Source organism: Streptomyces sp. NPDC034670, from assembly GCF_055574875.1.
Genome location: NZ_JBVITR010000012.1, coordinates 105,792 through 119,544, shown reverse-complemented (window position 1 = coordinate 119,544; position 13,753 = coordinate 105,792). Strand labels below are relative to the sequence as shown.

At 71.3% G+C, this 13,753-nt stretch carries 17 protein-coding genes; 6 read left to right on the top strand and 11 right to left on the bottom strand.

The genetic code is table 11. The features are described from left to right. Positions 1-14 precede the first annotated feature (14 nt). Positions 15-734, top strand: coding sequence for a beta/alpha barrel domain-containing protein (locus ACZ56B_RS11965; protein ID WP_468788872.1), 720 nt, complete (start codon positions 15-17; stop codon positions 732-734). Between the two features lie 404 nt (positions 735-1,138). After that, positions 1,139-1,744 (top strand): anthrone oxygenase family protein, encoded by a 606-nt coding sequence (locus ACZ56B_RS11960; protein ID WP_468788870.1) that lies wholly within the window; start codon positions 1,139-1,141, stop codon positions 1,742-1,744. A gap of 62 nt (positions 1,745-1,806) precedes the next feature. On the opposite strand, the gene ACZ56B_RS11955 is transcribed toward ACZ56B_RS11960, so the two are convergent. From ACZ56B_RS11955 to ACZ56B_RS11940, 4 genes are all read right to left on the bottom strand, one after another. Next, positions 1,807-2,301, bottom strand: a complete 495-nt coding sequence (locus ACZ56B_RS11955; protein ID WP_468788868.1) for an anthrone oxygenase family protein — start codon at positions 2,299-2,301, stop codon at positions 1,807-1,809. A 609-nt stretch (positions 2,302-2,910) separates the two neighbouring features. Then, entirely contained in the window at positions 2,911-3,609 is a 699-nt protein-coding gene (locus tag ACZ56B_RS11950; RefSeq protein ID WP_468788866.1) for a hypothetical protein, read from the bottom strand. Beyond that, positions 3,606-4,034 carry a DUF6415 family natural product biosynthesis protein gene (locus ACZ56B_RS11945; RefSeq protein WP_468788864.1) on the bottom strand — a complete coding sequence of 143 codons (429 nt, stop codon included), beginning with the start codon at positions 4,032-4,034 and terminating at the stop codon, positions 3,606-3,608. The genes ACZ56B_RS11950 and ACZ56B_RS11945 overlap by 4 nt, the downstream gene beginning before the upstream one ends. Continuing rightward, positions 4,031-4,492, bottom strand: coding sequence for an ATP-binding protein (locus ACZ56B_RS11940; protein WP_468788862.1), 462 nt, complete (start codon positions 4,490-4,492; stop codon positions 4,031-4,033). The genes ACZ56B_RS11945 and ACZ56B_RS11940 overlap by 4 nt, the downstream gene beginning before the upstream one ends. Positions 4,493-4,717: 225 nt before the next feature. Between ACZ56B_RS11940 and ACZ56B_RS11935 the strand changes: the two genes are divergently transcribed. Beyond that, the gene (locus ACZ56B_RS11935; protein WP_468788860.1) at positions 4,718-5,971 is read left to right on the top strand and encodes a helix-turn-helix domain-containing protein; all 1,254 of its coding nucleotides are present in this window, start codon (positions 4,718-4,720) and stop codon (positions 5,969-5,971) included. Then, positions 5,956-6,510: a GNAT family N-acetyltransferase gene (locus tag ACZ56B_RS11930; RefSeq protein WP_468788858.1), complete on the top strand. Its 555-nt coding sequence runs from the start codon at positions 5,956-5,958 to the stop codon at positions 6,508-6,510. Before ACZ56B_RS11935 ends, ACZ56B_RS11930 begins: the two co-directional genes overlap by 16 nt. A 401-nt stretch (positions 6,511-6,911) precedes the next feature. Here the strand turns inward: ACZ56B_RS11930 and ACZ56B_RS11925 are convergent, their stop codons facing one another. The 4 genes from ACZ56B_RS11925 to ACZ56B_RS11910 all read right to left on the bottom strand — a co-directional run bounded on the left by ACZ56B_RS11925 (position 6,912) and on the right by ACZ56B_RS11910 (position 10,949). After that, positions 6,912-7,316 carry a YunG family protein gene (locus tag ACZ56B_RS11925; RefSeq protein ID WP_468788856.1) on the bottom strand — a complete coding sequence of 135 codons (405 nt, stop codon included), beginning with the start codon at positions 7,314-7,316 and terminating at the stop codon, positions 6,912-6,914. Positions 7,317-7,916: 600 nt separating this feature from the next. Continuing rightward, on the bottom strand, positions 7,917-8,738 hold the full coding sequence (locus tag ACZ56B_RS11920; protein ID WP_468788854.1) for a MerR family transcriptional regulator: 822 nt from the start codon (positions 8,736-8,738) through the stop codon (positions 7,917-7,919). A 606-nt stretch (positions 8,739-9,344) separates the two neighbouring features. Further along, a complete protein-coding gene (locus ACZ56B_RS11915; RefSeq protein ID WP_468788852.1) occupies positions 9,345-9,854 on the bottom strand; it encodes a hypothetical protein in 510 nt (169 codons plus the stop codon). Between the two features lie 24 nt (positions 9,855-9,878). After that, complete coding sequence (locus ACZ56B_RS11910; protein WP_468788850.1) at positions 9,879-10,949, bottom strand: DNA polymerase III subunit beta family protein; 1,071 nt, start codon at positions 10,947-10,949, stop codon at positions 9,879-9,881. 352 nt (positions 10,950-11,301) lie between these two features. On the opposite strand from ACZ56B_RS11910, the gene ACZ56B_RS11905 reads away from it, so the two are divergent. After that, the gene (locus ACZ56B_RS11905) at positions 11,302-11,874 is read left to right on the top strand and encodes a restriction endonuclease (protein WP_468788848.1); all 573 of its coding nucleotides are present in this window, start codon (positions 11,302-11,304) and stop codon (positions 11,872-11,874) included. A gap of 138 nt (positions 11,875-12,012) precedes the next feature. On the opposite strand, the gene ACZ56B_RS11900 is transcribed toward ACZ56B_RS11905, so the two are convergent. Both ACZ56B_RS11900 and ACZ56B_RS11895 read right to left on the bottom strand, forming a co-directional pair. Further along, positions 12,013-12,411 carry a PIN domain-containing protein gene (locus ACZ56B_RS11900; RefSeq protein WP_468788846.1) on the bottom strand — a complete coding sequence of 133 codons (399 nt, stop codon included), beginning with the start codon at positions 12,409-12,411 and terminating at the stop codon, positions 12,013-12,015. Beyond that, positions 12,411-12,686 (bottom strand): hypothetical protein, encoded by a 276-nt coding sequence (locus tag ACZ56B_RS11895; RefSeq protein WP_468788844.1) that lies wholly within the window; start codon positions 12,684-12,686, stop codon positions 12,411-12,413. The genes ACZ56B_RS11900 and ACZ56B_RS11895 overlap by 1 nt, the downstream gene beginning before the upstream one ends. A 221-nt stretch (positions 12,687-12,907) precedes the next feature. On the opposite strand from ACZ56B_RS11895, the gene ACZ56B_RS11890 reads away from it, so the two are divergent. Continuing rightward, on the top strand, positions 12,908-13,111 hold the full coding sequence (locus tag ACZ56B_RS11890; protein ID WP_468788842.1) for a helix-hairpin-helix domain-containing protein: 204 nt from the start codon (positions 12,908-12,910) through the stop codon (positions 13,109-13,111). Between the two features lie 269 nt (positions 13,112-13,380). Here ACZ56B_RS11890 and ACZ56B_RS11885 read toward each other — a convergent pair. Continuing rightward, on the bottom strand, positions 13,381-13,753 hold a 373-nt coding region (locus tag ACZ56B_RS11885), incomplete at its 5' end, for an FG-GAP repeat domain-containing protein (RefSeq protein ID WP_468788840.1).

Here is a 13,753-nt window from a genome sequence, read left to right as displayed (position 1 = left end):
ACGAAGGAGCCTTCATGACGTCGCGGTTCATCGAGTCGCTGCTGGCCGCCGAGCACCCCGTGGTGATGGAGGTCAAACGGCGCGACGCGCACGGCTTCGACCTCATCGCCGGGCACACCCCCGCCCAGATCGTCGCCGCCTACGAGGCCGCCGGCGCCCCGTGCATCTCGGTGGTCACCGGCCGCTGGTTCGGCGGCACCCGGGACCTGCTGCGCGACGTGGCGCGCATGACCGACCTGCCCCTGCTGCAGAAGGACTTCATCACCCGCCGCGACCAGCTGGCCGCCGCCCGGGACCTGGGCGCCTCCGCGGTGCTGCTCACCGCGGCGCTGCTGCCGGCCTCCGTGCTCGCCCACCTCGTCACGGCCGCCCTCCGCCTCGGCCTGACCCCGTTCGTGGAGGTCACCGACGAGGCCGGGATCGCCGCGGTGCCGCACCCCGGCGACTGCGTGATCGCCGTCAACAACAAGGACATCACGGTCCGCGAACGCGACCGGGGCGACACCGGCCGCAGCCTCGACCTGCTGCCCGCCCTGCGGGCCAGCGGAACCCCCTGCCCGGTCAGCGCCAGCGCCATCGGCACACCGCAGGCGGCGGCCGAACTCCTGGACGCCGGCTACGCCGGCCTGCTCGTCGGCACCGCACTGCTGCGCAGCGCCTCCCCCCGCGCCTGGCTCACCGACCTGGAACACGCCCGCCGCACGGCACGGCCGGCCGCCCTGCACCCTGCCTGAGCGGTACCCGGGGCCGGGCGAGGGCTCCGGGCGGGAACCCCCGCCCGGGCCCCGGGTGTTCGGCGGCCCGTCCGCGACCGGGTGTTCGGCGGCGTGTCCGTGACCGGGTGTCCGGGGCGGGGCCCGGTGATCAGCAGGACCCCGCCCGGACGCCGGTCAGGGAAAGCGGGGCTCGGACGGCGACCGGGAAGCCGGGCCCGGACGGCGACCGGGGAGCCGGGCCCGGACAACAGCCGGAGGGAAGCCGGTCGAGAACGGCCACAGGACCCCTGGAGGACCCGTGGGAAGGCCGTCCAGGGCCGTCCGAAGGCCGCGACGCGCCCGGAGGCACCTGCCTAGGCTCACCACCGGCGCGCGTCGGCCCCCGGCACACCACGATCTCGATCCGGAGCGAGGACACCCCGATGACAGCTGACCCCTCCCGGCACCACGGCCCGTTCACCGGCCCCACGCCCCCGCCCCCGCCGCCGCACCGGCAGCAGCCGGCCACCCGGCCGAGCCGGCTGACCGGCCCGCTGCTCGTCGTGTCCACCGTCGCGATGGGCCTCATGGCAGGCCTGTTCTTCGCCTTCGACGTGTCGGTCATGCCCGGCCTGGACCGGACCGACGACCGCACCTTCGCCACGGCGATGCAGCACTTCAACAGCGAGATCGACGGCAACGGCCTGTTCGGCCTCGTCTTCTGCGGCGCGTTGCTGGCCACCGGTACCGCCGCCGTCCTCACGTACCGCCGCGGCCACAGGCCGACCGCCCTGTGGGCGGGCCTGGCCGCGGCGCTGTACCTGGTGGTCCTGCTGATCACGTTCACCGTGAACATCCCGCTCAACAACGAACTCGCCGACCTCGGCAACCCCGTCCGGGCTCACGACTTCTCCGTCGTCGACGACTTCAAGGGCACCTGGGAGACCACCAACATCCTGCGCACCCTGCTGTGCACCGCCGCCCTGGGCTGCGTCACCCGAGCCGTCCGGCTGCACGGCCGCGCGGAGGCCCTGCCGGACGGCCGCTGAGGACCGGGCCCCGCGGGACGGAGACCCGCGGGACCGGGCCGCACGGGGCCGGGTGTCGCGCGTCAGCCGGCCCCGTGCAGGATCAGTGACCAGCACAGCAGCACCAGCGCGCCACTGCACAGCACGGCCCGTACGACGTTCCAGCGCACCCACGGCCCCTCGAAGTCCCGGCGCACCGTGTGCGGCTCGGCGATCCGCTCCGGCGGCCCGGCCTTCTCCAGGGCGTTGTTGAGCGGAATGTTCACCCGGCTGGTGACCGCCATGGCCGCCAGGTAGCACACCAGGGCCGCGACGGCCGGACCGGCCGCGTCCGTCCACCCGTCCACCAGCTGCAGCCCGAGCGCGACGACGGTGAACAGCAGCGCGCCCACGTAGCCCAGGACGAACCAGCCGTTGAGGATCGCCACGTTGATCCGCTGCATCATCTCGATGAACGTACGGTCCGCCGTGCCCCGCAGCGCCAGCATCACCGAGCAGGCATAGCCGTAGAACAGGCCGCTGACCAGCCCGGTGGTGACGGTCGCCGCGATCAGCGCGAGTCCTTGTGCGGTGTCCAATACCCGTGTCCTTTCCGGCCGTTGTCGCTGCCCCGAAGCCCTGGGCGGGACACGACGTACGCCAGTCAATCCTCCCCCGCGCAACAGCGGAGCAACACCGGTGATCCCGTGGGCACCCCCGGCGCCGCGCCCCGACCGGACCGCACCCGAACCGCACGCGGCACTTTGCCGACCGGCCTTCCGCGCTGGAGCGCGCGGAAGGGCGGGACGCGCGGTCCGGGCTCTGCCGTACGGGTCCCGGGCATGGGCTTCGGTCTCCTGCCCGGCGGAGTCACACGAGCCGGACGGCCGGCGCCCGGCGAGCACCAGGCCGAGTCCGTACAACCGGGACGACCTCCTCGAGGCTGGACGTCGTTCACGAACAACGAGGGCAGCGCGGTGGCGCCGGGAACGCGGCGCAAGGCGCAGTGCCGGTAGGTCACGGGAACCCAGGACGCGCGGACCGGCCCGGTCCAGTCCCCCGCATGTCACCACAGATCCGACGGGGACCGGACCTCACGTCCTCTCAGCCTGCTGAGCAGACAGGGCAGGTGGCACCACAGCATGATCGGTTGCCACCGAGCGAGACCGTCCCCGCGGGTGCGGGGAGCAGGGGCCCCGGACAGAGTTCTATGTGGCGTTCGCCAGTGCCCGCGTCAGCTCCTCGACGGTGAGAACGCGAAAGGAACTGAGCCTGCGCACCATCTGGGAGGCGAGGACGGTCGAAATGAGCGGGTGGCCGTACGGGAACGGTCCGTCCGGTCGCTCCACGACCTGAATCACCTGGTCTCCGTAGCCGTAGGCGACGCCGTTCACCCCGTACAGCGGCGCGCTGTGTGCCAGGAACACCATGGGCTGCCGAGTGAGGTGCGGGCACAGGTCAGCGGCGACGCGCACGTGCTGGGCACACACCGGCGGCTGGTTCGTGAGGACCACCGGATCGTCGACGTTCACCGTGTCCGGCCCGGCGAGGAAGATGTAGCCGAGCGGGGTCCGCGCGCGCTCGGTGCAGACCTGGCAGCGCATCAACTGCATCGTTCCCCGCTGCCGCGCGGGGTGCATCATCCGCCATTGGGGCTTGCCCGTCGGCTTCCCGAGGTCGTCGACGGGGCCGAAGCCACAGCGGGCCCACAGCACGCCGCGCAGGTCCCGGTCGCGGGGGTCCTCGTCCTCGTAGCACAGCCGGTAGCGGCCTTTCCCCGTCGGGGACAGCACCAGGTTGTCGGGGGCGGCCTCCTCTCCCTCGCGCTGGACGACGAAGGGGACCAGGGGCGGCTCGGGGCGCACGGGGTTCGCTCTCGTACTCGTGTGGGGCGTGGTGGCGGTCATGCCACCTCCTTCAAACAGCGCGCTTCGACGAGCTCGCCGAGGAGTTCGTTGACGACCCAGCCCATCCGGCGCAGGTGGCTTACGGCTCTCCGGTGGTCACCGGGGACGTCCTCGGCGGACAGCGTGCGGGCCCGCTCGCCCAGCTGCGCCGTTGCGGGATCCCGCTGCTCCTCCTCGGCGGCAGCGGCGATGGTGACCAACCGCGCGAGGTGGCCGCGGAGCCGCCTGGCGAGGTTTTCGGTGTCCTCCGCGCCCGGGGGGACGTCGTCCAGGGCGGCCGCGGCGTCATCCAGGACGGTGTCACCGTCGAACGGCGGCCAGTGACAGATCTTGTCCCGGAGGATTTCGAGTTCCCTCTCGGGCAACGGCGGTACCCGCCACGGCGCGGAGCGGGTGAAGCGCCGGGCGGCGCCGGAACTGGTCATCGAACGTTCTCCGAGGCCGGAACCGGGGCGGCGGAGGACTCTTGGGCCGGCACCTTCAATTCAGCCCAAGTGCTCTTGCCCCAGTCGTGCTCGTCGCAGCCCCACCGCCGGCTGAGCGCGTCGACAAGGAACAGGCCGCGGCCGCTTTCCGCGATGGCGTCGTCTTCATGCATCTGCGGCCGTGCGTGCGAGCTGTCGACGACCTCGATCCGGATCACACCGCCCGGGCAGTGCTCGATCACGACTTTCGCCATGGGGCACGTGGTGTGGTCGAGCACATTCGTCAGCAGCTCCGACACGACGACTTCCGCGTCGTCGGTCAGGTCGCCTACGCCCCAGGTCTCGAGGGCGCTGGAGACAAACACCCGGGCGCGGCGTACGGATTCGGGCCGGCACGGCAGAAGCACTGTGTAGCCGGGCCTGCCGATCGCGTGAGGTGTGGCGACGGTCAAGGTCACGAGGTCATCCCCTCCGGCGTGGGCGCCTGCCCCGACGGGGGGACAGGGGTGAGCGTTCATACCGCCGTGCCAGTCGTGGTCCGGTGGCTGATGTCCAGTCAACGGGCGCAGCCGGGCGCGCAACAGGAATCCTTGCGGTTTTCCGTGCGTCCACCGACCGGAAAACTTTGCGTCCCCATTACTCGGCCTCTGGTGGCGAAGTGATCACGCGGCTACCGTCGGTGCATGGGGACGAACCGCATCCTTCAGAGCCGGATGCAGGAGCTCGGGCTCACACAGGAGGAGTTGGCGGACCGGCTCAACAAAGCACTGCTGGACCTCACGGGCCGACCAGGGGATGTCTCGTCGCGGACGGTCCGCAACCTGCTGAGCGGACAGAGCAAACGGCCCATCAGCCGCACGTGCGCCGCACTGGAGCGTGTGTTCGGCTGCTCGGTGGAGGACTTAGGGTTCAGCGCACCACGCTCCATGCGACATCCTCCGGAGGAACCTGTGCGGCGTCGCGATTTCATCGCCTCAACCACCGGGACGGCCGCCGCTGCTGCTCCCGGCATCAAGACGCACACATCGGTCGGAATGACCGACGTGGCACGCATCGCCGCCGGCATGAACCAACTCATCGAGGCAGACGACCGCCGGGGTGGACACACGTCCCTGGCCTCCGCCGCGCTGGAGAAACGCGCCGAGGTGCTGACCCTCCAGCAGAAGCGCGCCAGTGAGCGCGTACGCCGTGCCCTATACGCACTCGCAGCCGAGTTCACCACCATCGCCGCCTGGGCGTACATCGACTTGCGCGACCTCGACACAGCCCAGAGGCACCTTTACGAGTCCTCGACCTTCGCCGGTCTCTCGCAGGACCCGCCCACAGGAATGCGCGTGTGGATCAACATGGCGATGCTCGCCTACCAGCGTAAGAACTGGACTGAGCAGCTCGCGGCAGCACAGGCAGCCGAGACATCCGCGGCCGCGCGCAGAGATCCGTTCTTCAGCTCCATGGGGCGTGTCCGTGTCGCCCTCGCTCACGCGACCCTGGGGGACGGCAAAGCGGCACAGCGGTCGCTCGGCGCAGCGCAGGAAGCCTTCTGCAGGATCACGGAGAGAGAACGCCCACGGTGGACGGCCTTCTACGGCCCGGCTGAGCTGAACCACCTCGCGGCCATCCTCTCCAACCACAACGGCCAACATGTCTACGCCGAGGCGATGGCGCACCGAGCCCTGGCCGCGCTCCCGCCCGAGTTCCGCCGCAACCGTGCCCTCGCCACCTGCCAACTCGCACTCGCCCAGCTTCGCCAAGGGGAGCCCGAGCAAGCCACACGGACAGCCTCCAGCGTCTTCACCATCATGGACGGCACCCCCCTGCCCGGACGGATGCGCACTCTGATCGGTGACTTCCACCGGGACCTCTTCCGGTTGGCGCCATCCACGTCCTACGCCCGTGACTGGGCAGATCGCATGCGAGAGGAATGGAGTCGAGCGTGACCAGCAGCGTGATCGACCTACGGCACTACCGTCAGGGGAGCCTCCCGGACGGCTTCAAGGAACTGCTGATCAACGTGCACGCCGACGCCTATGCCGAGGCCATGGACAATGAGTTCAATCAGCGGTTTTCGTGGTTCGTGGACCACTGGTCCGACATGGAGGGCTTCACCTGCGTCGTGGCCTTCGACGGTGAAGAGCCGACCGGCTTCGCTTACGGGGCTCCGCTCCAGCCGGGCCGGGAGTGGTGGCGCTCCACCGATTACCGGCCGAACGGCGGTTACACCTCCACATATGCCGTCTCCGAGGTCATGGTGCGCCCACAGTGGCGGAAGCAGGGCATTTCCGCCCAGCTGCATGATGCGCTGCTGAAGGAGCGCAGCGAAGACCTCGCCGTCCTCCTGGTCGATGTGACGCACCCGAAGGTGCAGGAGCTCTACGAGTCGTGGGGCTACCGCAAGGTGGGGGAGCAGCAGCCGTTCGCCGACTCCCCGCTGTACGCGGTCATGCTGAAGGACCTGAGGGCTGAAAGCGGCTACTGACCTTCGAGGCGTGGTGTCGACAGGGCCGGCGGCCCACGAGCGGCGGCACTTCCGCGAGGAGCTGAGGATGAGGACGGCTGATCGCTTCCAGCAGGGCGACGAGAACGCAGGTCACGCGTGATGATCTGCGGATCGGCGCCCGATCGGTACAGCGCTGGCGCAAGGCCTGGTCCCGGGACACGCCGAAAGCTTCGGCTCCGAAGGGTCCGGCGTCGCTGTCGCTGCTGAGCGACGAGTTCCTCGCAGTGCTCGAGCGGGAATTGCCCGAGGGCCGGCCGTACATGGTGGGCCGAACCAGACCTCGTGGCTGATGTCCCTCGAGGCCGATGAGTCGGTACCGGCCCCACTTCTGCTCCCCGCACCCGCGAGGCCAAGCCGCTCCACCGATCCTTCCCGTCTCCTCAGACTGGCTCCGGAAGCGGGCCGAGATGCTCCGTCACGCGCTCACGCAGGAGGAGGTACTCCTCCCACCGGCGCGGCAGCGGGCCTGGCGGGCGTTCGACGACGCGGGCCGCGGTGATGGCCTGACCGTGTTGGAACTGCTCACGTGTCACGTCGAGTTCGACGCCGTTGGGAAGCCGGTTCCACCAGTGGTAGCCCTGCGGCCGGCCGTCCTGGTACACCTCGCCGACCACGAGATCGCCACCGAATATGTCATGGACGATCAACGCGGTGATGTCGCAGTGGCCCCAGGCCGGGTTGCCCGGCTGCCACGGGATGCCAGTGATGTCGCTGGGGGAACAGGTGTCAGCGGCCCAGCTGGCTCGCAGGGCCTTGTCGAGATCGAGCAGATTCCAAGGGCGCATGACGCCACCCTCGCAGCCACCACTGACATGGATGGCGGCAGGCGGGTTCCGGTGGTCGTGGCTCCACCACTGACTGACATCGACGACGCCGCACGGAGCCGTACCTCAGCGCCCCCGTCCGGCCGCCGTGCCGGTGAGCAGTGGCGGCAGGGGGAGGCACGGATCGAACTCCTACGGCGGGTGCCGCAGGTGCGGATCCTGCCGGGGGCACACGACACGGGGCTGGTTCGAAGGGCTTGATCCACTGATGGCACAGGCAGGGATCCCGAGCAAGCCGCACGGACAGCCTCCAGCTTCTTCACCGTCATGGACGGCATCCCGCTGCCCGGGCGGATGTGCCCTCCGATCGGCGGCTTCCACCGGCACCTCTTCCGGCTGGTGCCGTCCACGTCCTACACCCGTGACCGGGCGGACCGCGTGCGAGAGGAACGGAGTCGAGCGTGACCAGCAGCGTGACCGACCCGCGGCACTACCGCCAGGGGAGCCTCCCGGCACCGCCCTGACCTGCTGCAAAAACTCCAGGACCAGCTCGGGCGGCGGGACACCGCTGCGGTCTCCCGCCGCCCGGACCCGATCACCGGGTGGGACGGGTGCGATTGATCAGGCCCGGGTCACCGGTGCCTGCAGTTCCGTCACCCAGTCGTCGCGGTTCTCGGGGCACTCCAGGTTGATCTCGCGGGGGTAGCCGGTCGACCGGTAGCCGTTGGCGTCGATCCAGCGGGCCAGGGTCTGGGCGGTGGGGAGCACGGTGTCCATCGAGCCGCGGTGCACGATGGTCGCCGCCCGGTCGAGGGACGGCAGGTCGAGGATCCGGAAGGCGCCGTCCCGGAGAGGGGCGGAGACCTGGACGGCGGCGTGGACGCTGATCCTGCCGCCGCCCTCCGGGGCGTCCTCGTAGTAGGCGACGCCGGGGCCCGTGGGGGTGATGCCCGCCGAGCGCAGGTGCCGGAACAGCTCGTCGTAGAGCGGCCCGATGACCGGGCCGATGTCCTCGGGGTCGAAACTCGCGGCGGTCGCGGTCAGCTCCGCCACCCGGACGGCGGGGACGCTCTTGACGACGACGTCGTTCGTGGGCATGTGCCCCTCACTCTCGATCGCTCGGAGCCTCGCCTCGACCTGGACCAGCCGTGCTCCCGCGGCAGCCACCGCGGTCTCCAGTTCGGCCCGCCGCAGCCGCAGCATGCCGCGCAGTTCCTCGACGCCGACCTTCTCGTCCACGATGTCCCGGACCTGCTGGAGGGTGAAGCCGAGGTCCTTGAGCGCGATGATCCGGTTGAGGCGGGCGAGCTGGGCCGCGGTGTAGTAGCGGTAGCCGCTGGCGGGGTCGACGTGGGCCGGGTGCAGCAGTCCGGTCGCGTCGTAGTGACGCAGCATCCGGATCGATACACGGCCGTGCCGGGCGAAGTCTCCGATGGTGAACATGACGTCTCCGAGCTGACCGCCTGACACGGTGTGAGGGTCAAGAAGCTACTCGGCGGCCGGGGAACGGCGAGGACGGGGGCGGTCTTGCGCCGGTCCACGGCTTCGGCCCGGTCGCTGCCGCGCCCACGGGCACGCCGGCCTCCTTCCGCCGGGGACGCGTCCTGCCTTGTTCACCTCAACGCGGACCATGTGGCCGGGGCGCCGAGCGTGGAGGGGGCGCGTCCTCCGGTCGGCGGCACCGCCGGGGGCGATGGAACGGCGCCGGTCCGGGCCGATCCCGGCCGGGTGCCTGCTGACGGTCCTGCGACTGATCGATGTCCCGGTTCGGGTGAGCTCGCATGCGATCCGGGCTGTTGACCGTTGGTTGGGTGCGGCGGAGCATCTCGATCCGTTCGAGTACTTCGGGCGTCGTCGCGATGGGCTGGTGGTGCGGCGAGGAAGAGCGGTCCTCCGAACCGAGGTCCTATGGCACCGGTACCGGTTGACCCCCTTCGAGGCGCACGGCCGCGAGATGCCCGTCTCGACTGTGAGGTGCGCAGTCGGCCTCGTGCGGCAGCGCTCGATCAGGCACGCGCCCCTCGATGGCGAGGGGCGCGTTCCTGTGCGTCATGCAGCGGGGCCCGGGGCGGAGGCCCGCTTGGCGATGTCCCGCCGGGAGATGGCCTCCGCCACCTCGTCAAGGGCGGTACGGAGGAGGGCCCCGTACGCGTTCCGGGGAAGGTGGGGCGCGTGCTCCTCGGCCGCGATCATGTGCGCGTTGGCCGCGTCGAAGGAGCCGAGGCGACGGTAGTCGTCAGCGAGGTTGAGGTGCAGGGACGGATAGAAGCCGGCGATGTGAAGGCCGGCGTGGTGCTGCTGAGCGCGCTGCTCGGTCACGGCGTCGGCAGCGTCCAGGGCGCGGATGTCCCAGGCCAGGGCCTGGGCGGGGTCTTCGTGGAGGTCTGCCAGGTAGTGCGCGAGAGTGCAGCGGTGCAGCGGGTCGCCGGTGACGCCGATCGTGGACCACAGGGCCAGGAGCTTGTGGCGGGCGGAAGCGATGTCGCCGGCTCGTCCTTCGACGACGGCTTGACCGATGGCTTCCATGGTCGTGTCGGAGCTGTGGGGAGTGGCGGTCATGGTGTTGTTCCTCGGCGTTCTCGCTCAGGCTGAGTGGTCGGGCTTGACGGGCATGGCCAGGGTGGTGAGGTCGCCGCGGTCGGCGGAGCGGATCGTGACGGGCTGGTCCGGCCCTCGCAGGTCGAGCATCACGTCGGGGCCGACGGCGGTGCTGACGGCCGGATACAGCGTGATCAGCTCGAAGGAGATGTGGAGGTCCTGCCCCGTCGTGGTGGCCGTGAGCGGGATACCGGCGGGCTCTGCCTCCGTCGCCAGGACATCCAGGCCGTGATGGGTCACCCGCAGCGTGATCCGCTCTCCTGGGTGTTCTTCCAGGGCTCGCAGGAGGAGATCCTTCGAGACCGTCACCCGGGTCGTGGCCTCGGGCAGCGACGCGAGCATCAGCCGGTGGTCGGGAAACTCCTCCGACAGCAGCCGGCAGTGCCGGTCCTCTCGGCCCGCCATGCGCAGCCGGAGTCCGTTCGGCGTCGCCTCGGCCCGTACCAGTGGGCTGCGGCGGATCTCCGCGAGCGCGGCCCGCAGCTCGTCACCGTCGACCGTGGCGGCCCAGGTCACGGCCGCTGCTTCGGCCGGCACCAGGGTCCGGGTCGCGAGGCGGTAACGGTCCGTCGCGGTCAGCGTGACCGCTTCCTGCGTCGCCTCGATGCGCAGGGCGCCGAGCACCGGCATCCCCGGTTCACGCGCGGTCGCGGTCAGGACCTGCTCGATCGCGTCGGCCAGAACCGGCCCCTTCAGGGCGGCGATCGGCAGACCCGCCGCATCCGTGAGCGATGACTTGATCGAAGCGGCCTTCCGCTGCACCGCTGCCGCGTCCCCGAGCACCTTCGCGACGTGCTCGTCGATCAGCCGGGACGCCTCATCGGGCGCGGCGTTGAGGACCGCTTCGACAGCGGTGAGGGGCATGGCGATCTCACGGAGCTGACGCAGCGCGGTGGCCCGTGCCACCTGGTCAGCACCGTAGTAGCGGTAGCCGGAGACCGGGTCGACCTCGACGGGGGGAAGCAGCCCGGAATCGGCGTAGAAGCGCAAGGCGCTCGCGGTCAGCCCGGTGTGTCGGGCGAAGACCCCGATCGGCATCAGCTCGGAGTTCGGCACCCCGCCATCGTCGGGCTTCGACCAACTTGAAGGTCAACACCGGCCAGGTGCGCCACCGGCCTGTCCGGACAGCACAGTCGGGGCGTGTTCGAAAGTGGGTCTCGGACAAGGTGGTAACAGGCGCCTGGGCCCAGCACCCCTGTGCTTCGACGGGGGCGGTCCACGACCATCAGGCGCGCCGACACCTCGGACGCGGCGCGTCTCACCTCGCTGATGCAGCAGTCCCGTGCCTGTCAGGGGCGGTACGCCTCGATACCACCGGCCCTCCGGGACCCGGCGCCGGCCTGGGTGGGGTAGTCACCTCGCGGGCGCGGGAATGATGGGGTCAGCAAAGCGAGGGAGGGGGTCCCGCATGAAGGAGTTACTGCTGCTGGCGCTGGGTGTCTGCGTGGCCGTGGCCGTCTTCCGCTACCTCGACTCCGGGGAAGAGGACTCTCACCTCGGGGTTCGGGTACGGGCGCGGCTGGAGCGGTTCGAGCGGTACCGGCGCTTGCCGGAACCGGTGTTCGACATGAACGCCCTCGAGTTCGGGGAGTACATCGCCGGACTGTGCCGCCGGGACGGCTGCACCGACGTGCAGCGGGTCACGGGCGGAAACAGCCTGGGCGCCGACGTGATCGGCTGTCTGCCGGACGGCCGGAAGGCTGTCGTGCAGTGCGTGCGCGAGTGGGGGGACCGTCCTGTCGACCCCCGCCACGTCCGGACCTTCCACGACGCCGCCCGCGCCCGGTTCGGCGCCGAGGTGACCGTCCTCGTCGTCCTCGGGCCGCTCACCGGGCGCGAACGCAGGGCCGCCGCTCGCCGCCGTCTGACGCTGATCGACGCCGACCGGCTCGAGTCCTGGATGAGGGGCACCGCGTTGAGCGCGTTGCTGGCGCCCGAGGCGGGCAGGCGGGGCACGAACCGCACGGGTGCCCACGGCTGACGGGACGCGGTGGCCGGCGGCAGCGCGGGCGTCCGGGGGAGGCGGAACCGCCGTGCCGACACGGCGGGCGCCGGGGTCTGCCCTTTTCCGGGAGGTCTTCGCCGGCTGCCTGCGGCAGGGTCCGGCCGGGACGGGCGCCTACTGGTCGGGGTGGACGGCCTGGACGCCGGTGCCCGCGTACGCCTTGGGGGTCAGGGTGAGCAGGAAGCGCCCGGTGGGGTGGGCGGGGGAGGGCCGGGCGGCGTGGATGGCGTGGACGGCGGCCCAGGAGTGCCCGAAGCGCAGCAGCTCGGTGGCGGTGACCGCGGCGTCGGTGTCGAAGGCCTCGATGCGGATGAACCGCAGTCCCTTGATGTAGCTGAGCAGGCCGGGTCGCTCGGCGTCGCCGGCCGTCAGTGACAGCACCGGCGCGTACAGCGTTCCCAGCCCGCCGGAGGCCTGCACGTAGAACGCCGCGACCGCCTCGTTGAACGGGTCCTTCGGGTCGTACAGCGCTCCGGCGGTCGTGTGGTCCAGGACGACCGCGATCGCCCCCACTACGCGGCTGCCCGAGGGGTGTGCCGCGTCCCGCCCAGCCGCTCCAGCAGGGCCCGGGCCTTCGCCTCGGCCTCGGGGCTCGGTGCGGTGCCGAGGGCGGAGGCCAGCTCGGCGCGGGCCAGCTCGGCGCGCTCGGCGTACTCGGCCTGGGTCGGGGTGCTCCGCGCGAGGTCCTCGACCAGCCCGCGGATGGTCGTGCCGTGCTCGGCCGCCAGCCGGGCCAGCCGGTCACGCGCCGCCACGCTCACCTTGATGCTCGTTTCGTCCGCTGCCATGCCCCTCACTGTACCCCTCCCCTCTACTCCCGGTAGAGGATCGGTCGGTGGGGCGGCACCGCCGACCCGGTGATCCGGCACGGGCCGGCCGCCCCGGCACCCCCGGGGGCCGGCCCGCGCCACTGGACCGCGGGCCCGGAGCCGGACCCGCGGTCCCAGGTCGCCGATGCCTTCTGCCCGTCCCGGAAGCAGGGACGGCGCCCACGTGTCACGATCGCCCCATGGAACCCACCGAAGCGGACACCGGGCTTCCTCGCGGCATGGGAGCGTCGGCGACCCGCGCCCTCGCCGCCGCGGGATACACCGATCTCGGCCGGCTCGCCGGCGTGCCCGAGAAGGACCTCATGGCCCTGCACGGTGTGGGCCCGAAGGCCTTGCGCGTGCTGCGCGAGGCCCTGGCGGAGCGTGGCCTCGGCCTGGGCTGACGGAAGCGCCCTCCGGCGCGCCGCGTTCCCGCGCATCAGACCGCCGCACGGTGGTGAGCCCGTGCGCCTTGACCGGCTCGCCCGCCACCCGTCACCCGCCCCCCGGGCGGCGGGCCGCTCCGTCCCGCCCAGGCGCTCGCGGGCCTGGTCCCGGGAAAAGCGGCCCGGAACCGCAATTACGTGACGAGTCCTCCGTCTGGCCGGGGTGGCCGGGCAGACGGAGGACTCGTCGACGACGGGCGTGCGGGGAACCGCTCCCGTCGGGGGGCCTACGGGAGCGCGCTGTCCCAGTCCCGGCGCGGAGCCGTCATGGAGTCGCCCGTGCTGGTGAGGTTCCACAGACCGTGACGGGTCCGGCCGTCGGCCGTCGTGCCGTAGTCGTAGAAGACGGCCAGGTCCGCCTTGCCGTCGCCGCCGGCGTCACCGGAGACGGGCTGGCTGCGGGCCCAGGTCCAGCTGGTGGTGCCGCTGTCCCAGGCGACCTTGGGGGCCTGGAAGCCGTCGCCGGTGCTGGCGATCACCCAGAGCTTGGTGTTGGCCCTGCCGTCGGTCGCCCCGTAGTCGTAGAGGAGGCCGAGGTCGGTCCTGCCGTCGCCGTTGTAGTCACCGGAGACGGGCAGGCTGCGGGCCCAGGTCCAGCTA